Here is a 16782-nt window from a genome sequence, read left to right as displayed (position 1 = left end):
GTGAGGCGCTTCCGCTTTTCATCGTGCGTGGTGCTGCTTCTGCTCGTCACTGTCTGCTCCCTCTTCGCTCAGGAGCGGGCGGTGACGTTGCGGTTGCAGGGGGGCTCTTCCTTTGCCTGCACCGTGACGGATGTGTGGAAGGGACAAATCTATTTCGAAGCACGCACCGCAAAGGATGCTTTCACTTATGGCGAAGTCATCGCGCTTGAAAAAATCGTGGCGGTGCGTCTGGCGGATGGCCGGGAACTTTCGCCGGAGGCCTACGTGGCGCAGTGGCGGAAAGAAGAGACCGGCCCCCCCACCCAACCCGTGACGCCACCGGCGCAAACAACACCACCTCCGCCCGGCGCTCCCCCACCCAAAGTGGCACCCCCCGCTTCACACCTCCCGCGTCCCGAGCTGTTCCCCACAACTCCCGTGCAGACGAGCACGGTGAATGCCACGCTGGATACCACCCGCCGGCGTTACCTCATCGGTTTGGGCTGGCTCGAACCACCGCGCCCGCCGCTCACCGCCTCGGTAGATTACATCCAAATTGCGGACCTGCTTGCTGCCAGTGGCTTGGCGGGCCGCCTGCTTTATCAAGTCGGCAGCGGTGAATTGCGCGGCCGTGAGCTGGCACCGAGCCAGCGCCGGCTGATTGAGGCGCTGCTTCAGTCGCGCACGTGGGCCAGCCGCAAGGCCGAGTTGCGCCAGGCTCATCTGCAGGCCCATGAAGGCTACCAACGTCTGCGACAGGATGATCCGGCACGACTCCGCCGCGAGTTCCAATTTCAGCCGGAACGGGAATCGCACGGCTTTCTCGAATTCGTGCAATTCCTGCATGCGGAAAATGCCCATCTTTTCACCGATAAATGGCATAAAGTCGAAAACGTGTTTCCCCCCCAGGCGGCGAAAGCCCTGCAGGATATCCTCGCCAATTATGATGATTGGTATTATCTGTACGGCCAGGAAGTGGAAAAGCCCTGAAGCGAAAAGGACAGAATCGCGTGGCGTTGCGCAATCGCGGCATGAACTGTCAGTCTGCAAGTGAGGGCGGGCAGGGGCTTGCTTTAAATACTTTGCGGTCGTACCGCCTCCAACACAGGAATACTCATGGCTCTCCTCTCCCGCGCGGCATTCTCTTCCCGAAAAAAACGGGCATCTTCCATCTGTCAGGAAGATGCCCGCTCGTTCACTGCAATGCAAACTGCCCGCCTTGTTCCGCCCCTCTTCCCCATCACCTCGCTGTGAAGCCTACCTCACCAGCAGCATTTTCCTGACCGCAGTGAAACCGGCGGCCTGGAGCTGATAGAAGTAAACGCCGGTGGGCAGATGGTCGGCGACAAACTTCACCCGGTGGATGCCGGACGGTAACGCCTGATCCTTCACCGGCACGGCAACCTCCCCGCCAAGCATGTTGAACACGCGGAGATTCACCACCGCAGGTTTGGCCAGGGCAAAGGCGATCACCGTCTCCGGGTTGAAGGGATTCGGGTAATTCTGCAGCAGCTCGAAGGTGAGCGGCAGCGCGCCGTTTTTTTCACCGACTGCCGAGATGGGAATGGCCAGTTTTGCCATTTGCGCAGGCGTCAGCGGCTGGGCATACTGGCTGAGCATCTGCGCGGTATCGGCCACAGATTTCAGGTAGACCCACTTGGTCGGATCCGTCGGCAGGGTGGGATCACCTGTATAGGTCACGAAATCGAATTTTAGGGCTTGGCGCCAGTCCGGCGGCACCGGCACCACGCCGGTGGTGTTGCGGATGGCGTTGGGGGTGACGCTGGTGTCCCACCACGTTATTTTGATCGCGCCGGTGGTGTTGTATTCCTGCACCCGGGCGTTGTTGTGGCAGTCACTGCATTGCCGCCCCTCTTTCACGATCGAGTGCGAAACATACGGTGCAATCGTGTAGAAGGCTTTGCCCTGATAGGTCAATGCCATGAAGGTTGACGCCTGTACCTTGCCGTTGCGGTTGGTGAGCAGCACGAAGTTGCGCATCTGGCGGATGGGCCGCTTGATCTTGCCACCGCTTGCCAGTTCGCTTTCAAAATGGCAATTGTAGCAAGTCTGCACCGACTTGGTGTGGCAGGCCGTGCACGTCAGCGTGGCGGTGTGCGTCGTGTGGGCATACGTTGATGGCAGACTGGTGTGGCACTTCTCGCAAGCCGGCTTGTTGGGGTCAGGATCGAGCATGGAGAGCCGGCTGCCGAGATCGCCATGCAGTTGCTCGCGCGTGTGGCAGACGGTACAGGTCATGCCCTTGGCATAATGGACGTCGGCAAAGCTGGGATCGCTCTTGGCGTAATTAATCTCCGCGTTGGTCCGGCCGTGGCACTTCAAGCAGGATTTGGGGGAGGGCACGCCGCCGGCCGAGAAGGTGGCGTGGCAATCATTACAGCCGGGGGTGTAGGTCGAGTCAACCACCGGGATGCCATTGGCCAGGCTGTCGCCGTGGCATTTGCCGCACTTGAGCGAAGAATAGGGGATGTTGGTGAGGGTCTCAAAGCCGCCGTTGGCAGCATCATAGAAGACGTTTTTCCCGGTGCGTTTGTAATGCAGGCTGGTCACCTGTGCCAGCAGATGGCCTGGCAGAAACGCCAGCAACAGAAGCGCAAAACCAAATCGCAACATTTTCATAACTCACCTCACAGATTTTGACATGATGGTTTTGCCGGTCATCATTCTCATGGCGGTGGCCACGCAGGGCACGCTGTCCGTTCAGGTCTCCTTACACCTCCTTTCGAAGAAAATGAAAGTCATCAATATTCATCTCACCGCACGGTTGTACCTGGCATGTCCTTGCAGCCCAAACATCACTCCGACCACTGCTGCAGGGCATCCCGCAGTTTTTCCATGGCGAAGATCACGGACTTTTCGACGCCCGGCGGCAGCAGGGCGATGATCTCCTCATGGGTTTGCACGAAAATCCGGCGCAACTCGGCGCGCACCTCCCTGCCTTTTGCGGTCAACGTGACATTCATCACCCGGCGGTCAGAGCTGCCGATTTCGCGCCGGACGATGCCCTTTTCGACCAGGCCATCGATGATGCGGGTCAGGCGGCTGCTGGTCAAATCCACCCGGCGGGCCAGCTCACTCACCGAAAGCACATCATCCTGTTGAAAACCGCGCAGCAGCTTGAATTCCGCCACCGTCAAGTCCAACTGCTCCGCCATGCGCTCGCGTTTGAGCTGGCATCTCTCCAGCAACTCGAAAGTGAGATCAGCCAGGCGTTCCGCCTGTTTTTTTTGTTCACGGTTCATTGACAGTAGTCGATTTTGACTCTGGCAAATATTGCTAATAGCAAATAAAATGTCAAGCCGTTTTTTGAAAAATTTTGGGGAATGGCCGGAGAGTGCGAGAACAGATCAGGAGCCCAATGGCACTAATTTTTCAACCTGATTTTTGCATCCAGATTGATCCCCTTCGCGAGGAACCCCGATTTGATCGCGACGCCCATTCACCCAAGGGCTGGTGCATAAAAATTTTCCGGCCAACCTGCGGTTAACTCCGAAAAAAGTGACCTTTGGGGTTCTCATCAGCAAAACTGCGCCAAATCATGAGAATTTGCCAAGCCCATATGGGCACCCATCAGAATAAAAAATGAGCTTTCGTAGTCGTGCCTTCAGGCACCGACCCTGAAGGGTCTACTACAAAACAAAAGTGGTAAATTCCACCGGCCACTTCGGATGTCGCATTTTGGGGGGGGTGGGACGCAGCGATAAACAGTTTGCTCCGCTGGAGCTGTTTCTTGGTGCTGCCTTGCGATGAGAGGGAGGGCAACCGGCGGTTCCATTTGAGACGCCCTGTTCATGACAGGGCAGAGATTCAACCCTCGAAGTCAAGATCAAACCCAAAAATCCGCCCACGAACGCGAAGTCCCACGAAAAAGCGCTTTCGTGAGGGGCATTTTTGCGGGAGAAAACACGAGTCAGCCTCAGCATCAAGCAGAAACATTCCGCCCACGAAAAAAACTTTTCGTGGGACTTTATTTTCGTGGGAGAGAAGGCGTGACGCCCTCGGCAAACGGGCGAATTTCGAAGTCAGGGCCGCTCCACATTCGAAAAAAGTTTTGTTTGACGGCGATAGAAATAACCGGCGGAGTTTTGTGAACACGTCATTCATTTCAGACAACAGCGAGCCGGCATGCAAAATTCAGCCACTATTTTTGGCATTCATCCTCCGCCAGTGAGCGGCCCGGCACAAGCGTGCAGAGATCGGGATGCGGCATGCCCTGCAGGCAGTAGAGTTGCCGGCGTGCCACGGTTTCCGGCTGGCGTCGGTCTTCAACATCGGCCAGTACGCCATATTTGCACTGCAGGCACTTGGCCGGCTGCCAGTCGAAGCCGGTGGCCACGCTGCGCGCCACCAGCGCCGTGCTGGAATTCCACTCTGCCGCCTGGGGTGCCGGCGCGACGATTTCCACGCGGCGCAGCTTTTCAAACAACACCCGCCCGCGATTCATGGTGAAGGTGCCGCGAAACTCGAGCCGCGCGCCGGGCGCGAGGCGGTGGCGGTCCTGAAATTCGCGGCTGACGATGGCATAGCAGTCATCGTCGAGATGATCCATTTCGACAAAGGCCTCGGCAAAAGCGAGCTGAAAGCCGCGCAACCGCAGGTTTTCCGACTTGGGGTAAAGGAATTTTTGAAAGCGCGGCTTGACCGCGGCCACCACGCCCAGCACATTCACCTCGCGCGCCTGCATCCTCTCCACCCATTCCGCAAACTCCTGATAGCGCTCGCGCCAGCTCGCGAAATCCGCCTCCGGCATCCTCAGCTCCGGGTGGTTGTTGACCTTCTCGTCGATGAAATGCTGGCAGCCCTCGCAACGGCGGCCCACGTGTTGATAACCGCGAATGCAGGGTTTGCCCTTCTCGAACAGTCTGCAGCGCCAGCGAAAATATACACAACCGCCCGGAAAGCAGTGTTTGCGTTCGAGAATATGAAAGGCGGAGACTTTGTACTCGAACTTTTCGTGACTGTCATGGCGGCAGCGAAAAACATCCAGGCGTTTGAATTCGTTGCGATAGCGCATCGCATGCTCCCAGATGAAAACAGACAGCCGCGCCTCTGCTTATTGTGAAGGGGAATCAGCGGTGATGGCCCACTCCATGATGGAGAGCGCCGCCGGCAGGTTCTCTTCAAAGGTTGGCTGGATTTGATCTTCGGGCAGTTCGAACCCGGGAATGCTGCCGGCCGGGCGCAGTTCGAGGGTGAGCGCCGGCACCTGCCGCACGGCATAAAGCCAGTCGCCGGTATCGCCGCTGACAAGATAAAGATCGGAAGCCTGCTGCGGTGTGTAGCGCACGCCATGCACCGCCCGGATGCGTTCTGCGATTCCCACCGCCAGTTGCGCAAGCAGCGCGCTGTCGGGGGCGGGGCTGTGGGTATAGCCCCACGGATAGAGAACGAGCTGCGAAAAACTGTGATAGCTGATCAGGGCTTTCACGGCGCGGCTCTGCAGGAAGTCGCGCAGTGCCCGGGTTTCCGGCTCGGAGAAGGGGGCCGGGCCGCGGTATACTTCCGAAAACGTGTCGCCGGAAGACCCCGGCCCGCCCCATTGATGGCCGTAATTGCGGTTCAAGTCCACGCCAAAAGTGCCGTCGTTGTTGTTGCGGCGATTCTTGCGCCACAGACGCTGGCTGGTGACGGAATAGTGATGGCCGTCGGGATTGACCATCGGCGTCACCCAAATGGTGGCGTGATCGAGCAGACGGGTTACCTGCGGGTCACGGGTGTAGTTTTGCAGCAAATGCCGTCCGATGAGAAAGGGAACCTCCACGGCAATCCACTCGCGGGCATGATGGCAGCCGAGCAAAACGATTTCCGGCTCGCCCTCTTCCCTGGCCACTGCCGCGCTGATCTTGAGAGCCCACAAATCGCGGCCTTCGACGGATTTGCCCAGGGAATGCACCTGCGCGATGGCGGGATATTGCGCGGCCAAATCGTGCAGTTCGCGGGTGATTTCATCATAGGTATGATACCGGCCGGCATCGGGCGGCTGTGGTTGCGGGTCCGGGCCGGGGCAATTGCTGCCCGAGAGCCAGCCGCAAGCCAGCAGCAGCACGGTGGTGCGTCGCAGAGCTGTTGCGTTTGTCATCGCCTCTCTTTCCTCCACTCGTCGGCATTTTCGGCGATGATGGTGATCGTCAGGCCTTGCTGGCGCAGTTTTTCGAGCTGAATGTCAAAGGTACGCGCCAGCGCCGTATCCCCGTGCGCCTCCCAAAGATCCACGCCGCTGTCCACCACTGTTTGCAGGGAGGTGGAATCCCGCAACACGATGGCCACCAGCCGCTGCACCAAATCCTGCTCCACTGCCGGTTGGGAGGGGAGCCCGAGGGCGGCCAACTGCGCGGAGTCGGTGCGAACCACCACGTAATCGGGTTGTTGCACGATGATCTCGGCGCCGCTTTGGCGGATGCGCTCCAGTTCAGTGGCGCTGCGGTAGCTGATTTTGCGCAATCCTGCCGGGCCCCTGGCCGAAGACGGAGGCGTGGCACAGGCGGCCAGCAGCAGGGCTGCGGCGATCACAAAAATATTCCTGGGCATGTTTGGTCCTTGCTGGGATGGTTGCCGGATGAGTTGCACGAATCCGGTGTCAGTTCGAAACTGTTCCAACCCCGGCAGCATCGCGGTTTCCCGAACGCCGGGTGTTGTGAAAGCCCCGGAGTCACATGCGACAGCCAAGTCGTTGTGGGTTCATTTTCCGAAGTTTGCAATTTCGCACGGACATTTAAAAATGAAATTTTTGTTTTTAGGCAAACATTTTGACCGCGAAGCAATGCGGATTTTGCGCAAGCAATGATCATTCGAAAAGCCGTCCATGCGCGTGCCGCCTTTGCAAGCCCGAGCGACGGCGGCATGCCACAAGCAAAGTTGCTTCAAATCGGGGGCGCCCGTGCAGGAGTTTTTCGAGAGGTTCAAGCTTGGTATTTTTCATTCGCGTCTATGCGCGGCTGGCAGTTGTTTGAGCGCCGCGATGCGCTGGGATGGTTCCCGCGCAAAGCAGGCGGGACTCACGCCGGGGCCTGATCGCGCCGCTGGAGCACCGCGGCAAAAAAGCCGTCACAACCATGTTGGTGAGGGGAAAGGTGCAGCAGGTGACCGGCAGCCAGGCCGCCGAGCCGATAATGCTGCAGAATAGCGGCGGCCTCTTCGGTTTGAAAGCCGGGATGCCCGGCGAGAAAGGCCTCGACCACACGCTCGTTTTCCTGCGCCAGCACGCTGCAGGTGGCATAAACCAGCCGGCCGCCGGGCTTGAGCAGGGCAGCATAATGCCGCAGCAGGTGGAGCTGTTTGGTCGCCAGCTCCGTCACCATTTCCGCGGTGATTTTCCACTTGGCGTCGGGATTGCGGCGCAACACGCCCGAACCGCTGCAGGGCGCATCGATCAAAATCGCATCGAGCCGGCCGAGCAAATGCCCCGGCAGTTCACTCTCCGGCACCACTTGCACGCGAATGTTGTGAGCGCCGCTGCGCCGGCTGCGGCGTTGCAGATTCGCCAGCCGTTTGGCGGAGACATCGAAAGCAAAAATTTCCCCGCGGTTCTTCATCAGACCCGCCAGATGCAGGGTCTTGCCACCGCCGCCGGCACATACATCGGCTATGCGCCAGGTTGGTTTGGGATCCACCAGCAGCGAGATGAGCTGGCTGCCTTCATCCTGCACTTCGAACCAGCCCGCGCGAAACAGATCCAGGGCAAAAAGATTGGTGCGCCGGCTGAGCTGCAGGCCGAACGGCGAGAGAGGGGTGGGCGTGCTCGGCAAGCCACGGCGCTGCAATTCCTGCTGGCAGGCGGTGCGCGTGGTTTTCAGTGTGTTCACGCGAATGGTCAGGGGCGGTGGTTGATTGAGCGCCTGCAGCAAGCGCAGCGCCTCCGCCTTGCCGCGTTGCTGCTGCAGATCATGCACCAGCCAGTCCGGAAACGACAGCGTCACCGCGGGATTGTCGGCGAAATCTCCGCAGCTTTGCGCGGCAAGTTGCCGCAAATCCGCCAGGCTGAGCGCGGCCGGCCGGCGACCGGGAGCAGTGAGAGCCGCGGCCACGGCCGCGAGTTCCGCTTTCTCGACATGCAGTTTGAAAGCTGCCAGCCACCAGCCGGCGTCGTTGACCGACTGCGGCTGCACTCGCGCGATCAGCGCCTGCAGCAGTCGGCGATGGCGCAGGATGCCGTACACGGTCTCCGCCAGCGCGCGGCGATCATGCGAGCCCAGGTAGCGGCGGCTGCGGAAGAACCTGTCGATGAGATAATCCGCCGGACGTGAATCCTGCTGTAAAATTTCGAGCAGCTCAATTACGTGTCCAGCAAGGCTGACGGGATTCATGCAGGGCGGTTGATCGTTTGAAAATCCAAAAGCACGGTCGCAATGCCGTTGGGATCACGGTTCGGTGGTGGCATCGTACTCGCTTTTCGTCTGCAAAGCAAGACTTTTCTCCGGTTGAATCGGCTGCAAACGTTGCGTCGCTTTCCGAGCGCAGACCGGCAGCTCCGGCAGGGCAAAAAGCGAAGCACGATGCCCTGGAAAGCGATCACACGCAACCTGTGACAGCCTGTCCGGAGCCGGGAAGGTGGAAAAACTGCCGGGCGGTCAACCGGGCGTCCCTTTCAAATCTTCCGGCTGCGCTGAAAACAGCTCCCACGGAGCGAGTGGTTCACAGCTCCTGCCGGCGGTTTCTTCTCTGTCCGCAGATTGTGGGATGAAGGAGAGGGGCATGGCCTCACGGAAGCTTTTCACCCTGTATATAATGTCGAGCCTCGACGGGTATGGTGCCGGCCGGGATGAGGGAACAGTTGCAAGAGCGATGTATTGGTTCAGTAATTCGGCGCACGCAATTTATCTTCACCCACGACCACCAGACTTCCGTCCCCTGGCGTGTGGAGTCGTCCAATGTTGTGAGGTCGCCGTTGGGGAGAAATCCTTTGAAAATTTAGGATCGATTGAAGATATTTCAAAAACATGAACATGAGTGAAGGCCGACTTAGGCGCGGCGAGTTTTCGAATTTCGCAAAATCCGCTGCCCAAGTCGGACTATGCCCCTCGCCCTTACTAGGAGTCGAAAATAATGAAGATGAAGAGAAGTCACGTCATTTCGATTTTTGCGCTGTTGGCGGTGCTGGCCTTCGGGTATTTCATGGTTTGGCCGCGGCAAGCCGGAAAGCCGGAGGCTGACTCTGTTGCCCCGGCGGGCCGCTTGGTGAAGATCAACCGCGGCGATCTCAATGCCGTGGTTTCCGCCACCGGCAAGCTTGAACCCATCACCAAGGTCGAAGTCAAGAGCAAGGCTTCCGGCCAAATCATGGCGATGCCGGTGGAGGAGGGTGACCGGGTCGAGCAGGGCGCCTTGATCGCCCGCATCGATGAAACCGACGCGCGCAACACCTACGAACAGGCGGTGGCGGATTTGGAAGTGGCCAAAGCCACGGTCACGCAAACCGCCAACAACGTGGCGCGCCAGGAGGAGATGTTCAAGCGTGGCCTGATTTCCCAGGCGGAATTCGATCAAGTCAAGCTGGAGGAGGTGCGGGCCCGGGCGCAATTGGTGAAGGCCGAGACTGAGGTGTCGACCATGCTGACGCGCCTGAGGGATTGCGTCGTGCGCGCGCCGATCAGCGGCCTGATCCTGCAGAAGAATGTCGAAGCCGGCCAGATCATCTCCTCCGGCATCAATTCGGTGAGCGGCGGCACGCTGATCGCGACGGTGGCGAATCTCGACAGCATGTATGTTTTTGCGGAGGTGGATGAGATCGACGTCGGCCAGGTGCAGATCGGACAGCCGGCGCGCGTGGTTCCGGATGCCTTTCCCGAGAGGGTTTATCACGGCCGGGTGTTGCGCATCGCGCCGCTGGCCACGGTCGAGCAAAATGTGACGACCTTCAACGTCACCGTGATTGTTTCGAACACGGACGGCCGTCTGAAAGCGGGCATGAATGCCACGGTGGATATCACGGTGGCGGATCGTGAAAACGTCTTGCTGGTGCCGAAGGAGGCGCTCAAGGAACTGCGCGAAATTCGCACGCAACTGCAGGCGTTGAACCTGTCCGATTCCAGCATGGCGGGCCGCATGCGCCGGCCGCCGGATTCGTCGCGCGCCGAGATGCGCCGGCGGTTTGCCGGAGTGGCGGGTGCGCCCGCTGGTGAGGCACGCGGCCCGCAACCGGTGGCGGGCAACGGCCGGGTGCTGCGCAAATTCGTGTTGCTCAAAAGCGGTGAAAGCTACCAGCCCCGCGCGGTGGAGATCGGTTTGAGCAACAACGAATACGCGGAAGTGTTGCATGGTCTGGAGGAAGGCGATGAGGTGTTCGTCTTCAGCGGCAGCCGCGCCGGGATGGACCGTCAAGCCTGGATGAATCGCATGCGCGGCATGACCGGCTTCGGCGGTCCGGTCCGGCCACGCTAATTCCGGCTGCAAACCCTGGAGAAGAGAGATGGATTTGCGTGAAAGTCTGGGCGTCGCCTTTGGCGCCATTCTCGCCAACAAACTGCGCTCGTTTCTCACCATGCTCGGCATCATCATCGGCGTCGGTGCGTTGATCACCGTGGTGGCGGTGGGCAAAGGGGGTGAGCGCGCGGTGGCCGAGCGGTTGCAGGCGCTCGGCACCAACCTGCTGTATGTCTCGCCCGGCTCGTCGCGTTCCGGTCCGGTGATGACGAGTGCGGGCAGCAGTGTGAAATTGACCCGCAAGGATCTGGAAGCGGTGCTGGCCAGTTGTGAAGAGATCGAAGCAATCGTGCCGGAGTTCAGCCGCAGCGCGCAGGTCAAATATGGCAACCGCAATTGGAACACCCGCATCACCGGCACCACTCCGAACTACGGCGAGGTGCGCAACGTCAAGGCGGTGGCCGGGCGTTATTTCACCGCCGCGGAAGAGGCGGCGCGCGCGCGCGTCTGCCTGATCGGCTCGACCGTGCGCGAAAACCTCTTCGACCCGGAGGAGGATCCGCTCGACAAAACCCTGCGCATCGGCCGCATGAATTTCACCGTTATCGGTGTGCTGGAGACCAAAGGTCAGGCCGGCGGCTGGATGAACCCGGACGACCAGGTGCTGATTCCGCTGGCCACCGCGCAAATGCGGCTGTTCGGCGTCGATCATCTCACCAACTCCACCTTGAAAGTCGCCGATGCTTCCCTGATGGAAAAGGCGTTCTATGACGTCGAGCGCGTGTTGCGCAAACAGCACCGCCTGCGCGACGACCAGGACAACGATTTCCACATTCGCAATCAGGCCGACATCATTTCCACCTTTGAATCCACCCAGAAAACCATCACGATGATGCTTACCATTGTGGCAATCGTGTCGTTGCTGGTGGGCGGCATCGGCATTATGAACATCATGCTGGTATCAGTAACCGAGCGCACGCGCGAGATCGGCATCCGCAAGGCGATCGGCGCCAAACGCCGCAACATCCTGACGCAATTTTTGCTGGAGGCCCTGGCGCTGTCGATCACCGGCGGCCTGCTCGGCATCATGATGGGGGTGGGGCTCTCGCGGCTGGTTACCCAACTGATGGGCTGGCAAACGCTGATTTCGCCCTCCTCGATCATGGTGAGTGTCGTCTTCGCGGCGGCAGTCGGCATCCTCTTTGGCCTCTATCCCGCCTGGCGCGCGGCACGCCAGGAAACCATCGAAGCGTTGCGTTACGAGTGATGCCACGCCCGCCGGCAAAGTTTTCCAGGCGTGACGCAACTTTTTCCCCGCCGGTGCGAATGAACTGTCCGCCGTGTGCGGCACCGCGCCGACCGGTGAAGTATCGCTCACGCAATCCACCAAACCCAAAGATCACTTTCCTCTCGCACTGCAACCCGAGGCCATGAAACTTTGGCACGTCTTGGTTTTCTGCGTGGTGTGGATGGGCGGCCTTCTGATTTACCGCTTCCGGCCTGAGCCACACATCAGTCATCCACCCGGTATTCTCGTGCCCGAAGAGCCCGAGCAGCACCTGCTGCACCAGACCCGCATGTGGCAGCACAAGAATTACTGGATCAGCCCGCTGGCCACTTTCAAGCTCCGGGCGCGTGTGCTGCACAAGAAAAGATATGATTTCGGCCGTGAAGCGGATTTGTCGCCGGTGGATTTGGCGCTTGGTTGGGGCCCGATGTCCGATCAGGCTGTGCTCGAGCACCTGACGATCAGCCAGGCCACCCGGCGTTATTTCGTGCGCAGCAAAACGCCGCCTTTGCCGTTGCGCACGATCTTTCGCTTCAGCTCCAACATGCACATGATTCCTGCCACGCCGGATATCGCGCAGACCCTGGCGGAAGTTCGCGTCGGAGAGATTATCGTGCTCCAAGGCTATCTGGTCGCCGTGCGGTCGAATGATGGCTGGCGCTGGCGCAGCTCCCTGAGCCGCGATGACACCGGCGACGGCGCCTGTGAGCTGGTTTGGGTCGAGCGTCTCGCGATTCAGCCGTGACTTCCAGCGGCACCCTCTGCCGGACCAGAGGTGTGAGCTGCGCTCCTGGCGGGTGATTTCAGGAACGACTTGATCCTTCTGTCGTGATAACCGGGGACTTCTGCCCCAAGACCGATCGTTGCGGGAACGTTCCGGATCCGTGCCTCTCGGGAGAGGTGAAAACGATTCAATCTCGGCTGCGGCGGGGTTTTCCAAGCCCGGGTGAAGCGCCAATTGCAGCCACTGTCATGCAACGGCCGGCGGTCGCGGGAACGTTAGGAGGTTGTCCCTGTCGGGTTTCTTCCTGAATGTGTCATACCACGGGATGCTTGGCAGTAATTGTCATGTCCAGAGAGTGAGGAACCACCCGGGCGGTGTTGCGGAGGACAAACAACAGTGATCCTCCCGGAAGTTCCGCTTGTGTGGAAGCATTTCTCTCGCTGGTCGTTTGGGAGCAAAGGTTCGCTGGTTGATTTGTGAGGAGGGTTATTGATGAAGCAACCGCAACAACTCTCGCGGCGGGCATTTTTGCAGCAGGCGGCTCTGGCGGGCGTGGGAGCAACGGCGCTCGGGAGGTTTGCCGCGCCCGCCGGCAATGCAACGTCCAGGCGGGTGCTGCGTCTGGCACATTTAACCGACATCCATGTCCAGCCGGAGCTGAATGCGGCGGAGGGCATGGCTGCCGCCCTGCATCATGCCCAGAATCAACCGGACCCGCCCGCGATCATCTTCAATGGCGGCGATTGCATCATGGACGCGCTCGGCGCCGACAAGGCGCGCACCAAAACGCAATGGCGGATCTGGCAGGAGGTGCTGCGCAACGAATGTTCGCTGCCCGTGGTGCACTGCATCGGCAATCATGACGTCTGGGGCTGGAAGTCCGCTGACGCCACACTCGGCAGCGACCGGTTGTATGGCAAGCAATGGGTGATGGAGGAACTCGGCCTGCGCGCACGCTACTACAGCTTCGATCGCGCCGGCTGGCATTTCATCGTGCTCGACAGCACGCATCCCGCGCCCACCGGCTACCTCGCCCGTCTCGATGAGGCGCAGTTCGAATGGCTTGCCGAAGATTTGCGCCGCACGCCCGCCACGACTCCCGTCTGTGTTCTGTCCCACATCCCCATCATTTGCTTCTGCGCTTTTTTCGACGGCGACAATGAAGCCAGCGGCGAGTGGCGGGTGCCGGCCGCGTGGATGCACCTGGATGCCCGGCGCCTCAAAGATCTCTTCACACAGCATGCCAACATCAAACTTTGCCTGAGCGGTCACATTCACCTGCAGGACGAGGTCGAATATCTCGGCATCAAATATCTTTGCAATGGCGCAGTCTCGGGCAACTGGTGGAAGGGCGCTTATCAGGAATTCCCGCCGGCCTATGCTCTGGTGGATTTGTGCGATGACGGCTCGGTGCAGAGCACCTTTGTGCCCTACCAGAGGTGAACATGCCGGGCTGCTGGCGTCTGGTGCACCGGGCGGGCGGTGGCGCGCTTTTTTCCCAAGGCAGGCTGCGATTCCTTTCCTGTGTGTCCGTCCACCGCAGGTGAGAAGATTCTGATACCAGCGCCGTCTCACAATAAAATTTACAACCGAAACAGGAATTCAGGAGAGTGTGTATGGCAATTTCTTCGTACAGCCGCGGCGGGCTGGTGCTCGGCGCGCTGCTGCTGTTTGCCCTCGCCCAGGCGCAACCCCGGCCCGGGACCGGGGACATGCCCAGGGTCGAGTTCGAGAAGTACACCCTGGCGAACGGGCTGCAGGTGATCCTGCATGTGGACCGCAAGCTGCCGATTGTCCATGTCAATCAGTGGTTTCATGTGGGCTCGAAGAATGAGAAACCGGGCCGCACCGGTTTTGCGCACCTGTTCGAGCACATGATGTTTCAGGGTTCCAAGAATGCGGCGGAGGAATATTTCACTTATGTCGAAAAGGCGGGCGCCAATCTGCGCGAAGGCGGCGTCAACGGCACCACCGACAACGATCGCACCAATTATTTCGCCACCGTGCCCTCCGGCAATCTCGAGTTGTTGTTGTGGGTGGAATCGGACCGCCTCGCCACTTTGCCCGAGGCCCTGACCCAGGCCAAGCTGGACAACCAGCGCGACGTGGTGAAGAACGAACGGCGCCAGGGGCTGGAGAATCAACCCTACGGCCGGGCTTTCAAACTGATTGTGGAGAATCTCCATCCCGCCGGCCATCCCTACTCCTGGACGGTGATCGGCAGCCACGAGGATTTGAGCGCGGCCTCGCTCGAAGACGTCAAGGAGTTCTTCCGCACCTACTACACGCCCAACAATCTCTCCCTGGTGATTGCCGGGGATTTCGATCCCGCCGAGGCCAAACGGCTCGTGGAGAAATACTTCGGCGGCATTCCACCGGGCCCGGCTCTCGACCGGCCCACCCGCTGGATTCCCAGACTGGAGGGTGAAAAGATCGTCGCCGCCTTTGATCGTGTGCCGCAGGCGCGCACCTACATGGTCTGGCCGGTGCCGGAATATTTTTCGCCGGAAGAAGCGCCGCTGGATTTGGCTTCCGCGATTTTGACGGACGGCCTGTCCGCCCGTCTCAACAAAGTGCTGGTGTATGACCGGCAGCTTTGCACCAATGTTTTCTCCTTCAACAATACCATGGAAATCTCCGGCTTCTTCGCGGTGGTGGCGACTGCGCGGCCGGGCGTGAACCTCGAGCAAATCGAGAATATCGTGACCGCCGAGATCAGCCGCCTGGCCAAAGAGGGTCCGACACCGGCCGAGTTGAAGCGCGCGCAAACCAAGCGGGAATACAACTTCGTCACCGGGCTGGAACGCATCGGCGGTTTCGGCGGCAAGGCCGATTTGCTGAATCAATACAACACCTACCTCGGCGATCCCAACAAGTTCGAAGCCGACGTCAACCGCTATCGCCGTGTCACGGTCAATGAGGTGCGCCAGGCTGTTGCCACCTGGCTGGACACGCGCAACCGCCTGTTGGTGCGTTTCCATCCCGAAGCTTCCGGCCGGCCTGCGGAAGTGGCGCTCGACCGCAGCCAGCAACCCGCGCTGGGGGTGGACAAACCCTTCCGTTCGCCGGAAGTGAAAACTGCCAAAGCCGCGAACGGCATGGAGATTTTTGTGGTGGAACGGCCGGAGTTGCCCAAGGTGGCGGTGACGTTTGTGACCCGTGCCGGCAATGTTGCGGATCCTCCCGGCAAGGAGGGTGTGGCGAACATGGTCATCGCGACGATCGACATGGGCACGAAGACCAGAAAAGCGCTGGAGATCGAAGATGCGCTGGGCGATCTCGGCACCAGCTTGTTCGGTTTTGCCACGCGCGAGGCCAGCCAGCTCGGCTTGGAGGTGCTCAGCCGCCATGTTGATCCTGCGCTCGCCATTCTGGCCGAAGTGATACGCCAGCCGGTGTTCCCCGCCTCGGAAGTTGACCGCGAAAAGAAGCGCACGCTCGACAATCTCGCGCAGCAGGAGAACAACCCCAATGCCCTGGCCGCCCGCCTCCGCAGCATGCTGGTCTTTGGCCACGATCATCCCTATGGCCGGGCCATGCTGCCGGCGACGGTGCAGCAGATCACCCGGGAGGATTTGGTGGCGTTTCATGAGACTTATTGGAAGCCGGGCAGCTCCGCACTGATTTTCGTGGGTGACCTCACGCTGGCGCAGGCCACCGAGCTGGTGCAGCGCCACTTTGGCAGTTGGCGTGGCGGCGCCGCGCCATCGGTCAGCATTCCCCCGCCCCGGCCGATGGCAGCCGGCAAAATTTATTTGGTCGATCGCCAGGATGCGGCGCAAACCGTGATCACGCAAATTCTGCCGGCACCCGGCCGCCAGACGCCGGACTACTATGCGCTGCGGCTGGCGGATGCCGTGTGGGGCGGCGGCGGTTTCGGCACGCGCTTGAATTTGAATTTGCGCGAGGACAAGGGCTACTCCTATGGTGTCTTCTCCAATCTCGCGCTGCTGTCGCAGGCCGGCAGTTGGTGGGCGAGCGGCGGGGTACAAACCAACAAGACCAGGGAGTCCGTGGCGGAGTTTCTGGCAGAATTGCGCAATCTCGCCGGCGCCAGGCCGATTTCTGAGAAGGAGCTCGAAGATGCCAGGGCGGCGCGCATTCGCGGCTATGCCCAGCAATTCGAGTCGCAGGGCCGCATTGCCAGCCAAATCGCCGATTTGTGGGCGGCCGGCATGCCGATCACCGAACTGCAGCGCGAAAGCGACGAATCAGCCAGAGTCACGCTGGCGGAGGTGAATGCCGCGGCGCAGAAATATGCGGTCCCCGGCCAGGCGCTGCTGCTGCTGGTTGGCGATATTGCCAGGATCGAGGCCGGTTTGCGCGAGCTGAATGCCGGTGAGCTCGTGGTGTTGAATGCCGAAGGCAAACCGGTGGCAGCCCAATAAACCGGCATGCCGGAATGAAAAAG

General features: G+C 60.1%; 12 protein-coding genes. 6 read left to right on the top strand and 6 right to left on the bottom strand.

Annotated elements, in window-relative coordinates:
• Complete coding sequence (locus ONB52_12345; GenBank protein ID MDZ7416931.1) at positions 1–969, top strand: hypothetical protein; 969 nt, start codon at positions 1–3, stop codon at positions 967–969.
• Between the two features lie 267 nt (positions 970–1236).
• Here the strand turns inward: ONB52_12345 and ONB52_12340 are convergent, their stop codons facing one another.
• The 6 genes from ONB52_12340 to ONB52_12315 form a co-directional block, all read right to left on the bottom strand.
• Positions 1237–2619 carry a T9SS type A sorting domain-containing protein gene (locus tag ONB52_12340; protein ID MDZ7416930.1) on the bottom strand — a complete coding sequence of 461 codons (1383 nt, stop codon included), beginning with the start codon at positions 2617–2619 and terminating at the stop codon, positions 1237–1239.
• 176 nt (positions 2620–2795) lie between these two features.
• Positions 2796–3242: a MarR family transcriptional regulator gene (locus ONB52_12335; GenBank protein MDZ7416929.1), complete on the bottom strand. Its 447-nt coding sequence runs from the start codon at positions 3240–3242 to the stop codon at positions 2796–2798.
• Positions 3243–4141: 899 nt separating this feature from the next.
• Positions 4142–5014, bottom strand: coding sequence for a hypothetical protein (locus ONB52_12330; GenBank protein ID MDZ7416928.1), 873 nt, complete (start codon positions 5012–5014; stop codon positions 4142–4144).
• A 39-nt stretch (positions 5015–5053) separates the two neighbouring features.
• Complete coding sequence (locus ONB52_12325; protein ID MDZ7416927.1) at positions 5054–6079, bottom strand: M14 family metallopeptidase; 1026 nt, start codon at positions 6077–6079, stop codon at positions 5054–5056.
• Positions 6076–6528, bottom strand: a complete 453-nt coding sequence (locus tag ONB52_12320; protein ID MDZ7416926.1) for a hypothetical protein — start codon at positions 6526–6528, stop codon at positions 6076–6078. The genes ONB52_12325 and ONB52_12320 overlap by 4 nt, the downstream gene beginning before the upstream one ends.
• Before the next feature lie 467 nt (positions 6529–6995).
• Complete coding sequence (locus ONB52_12315) at positions 6996–8303, bottom strand: RsmB/NOP family class I SAM-dependent RNA methyltransferase (GenBank protein ID MDZ7416925.1); 1308 nt, start codon at positions 8301–8303, stop codon at positions 6996–6998.
• Between the two features lie 739 nt (positions 8304–9042).
• On the opposite strand from ONB52_12315, the gene ONB52_12310 reads away from it, so the two are divergent.
• The 5 genes from ONB52_12310 (at position 9043) to ONB52_12290 (ending at position 16759) form a co-directional block, all read left to right on the top strand.
• Positions 9043–10377 carry an efflux RND transporter periplasmic adaptor subunit gene (locus ONB52_12310; GenBank protein ID MDZ7416924.1) on the top strand — a complete coding sequence of 445 codons (1335 nt, stop codon included), beginning with the start codon at positions 9043–9045 and terminating at the stop codon, positions 10375–10377.
• Positions 10378–10405: 28 nt separating this feature from the next.
• Positions 10406–11626, top strand: coding sequence for an ABC transporter permease (locus ONB52_12305; GenBank protein MDZ7416923.1), 1221 nt, complete (start codon positions 10406–10408; stop codon positions 11624–11626).
• 163 nt (positions 11627–11789) lie between these two features.
• Positions 11790–12392 carry a hypothetical protein gene (locus ONB52_12300; protein ID MDZ7416922.1) on the top strand — a complete coding sequence of 201 codons (603 nt, stop codon included), beginning with the start codon at positions 11790–11792 and terminating at the stop codon, positions 12390–12392.
• 471 nt (positions 12393–12863) lie between these two features.
• Positions 12864–13814, top strand: coding sequence for a metallophosphoesterase (locus ONB52_12295; protein MDZ7416921.1), 951 nt, complete (start codon positions 12864–12866; stop codon positions 13812–13814).
• A gap of 173 nt (positions 13815–13987) precedes the next feature.
• Positions 13988–16759: an insulinase family protein gene (locus ONB52_12290; GenBank protein MDZ7416920.1), complete on the top strand. Its 2772-nt coding sequence runs from the start codon at positions 13988–13990 to the stop codon at positions 16757–16759.
• Positions 16760–16782: the final 23 nt, after the last annotated feature.

This window comes from candidate division KSB1 bacterium (genome assembly GCA_034506255.1).
In the GTDB taxonomy this organism is placed as follows: Bacteria; Zhuqueibacterota; Zhuqueibacteria; order Zhuqueibacterales; family Zhuqueibacteraceae; genus Coneutiohabitans; species Coneutiohabitans thermophilus.
Note: the sequence above shows the minus strand (reverse complement) of the source record. Positions and strands in the feature narration are given on the sequence as shown.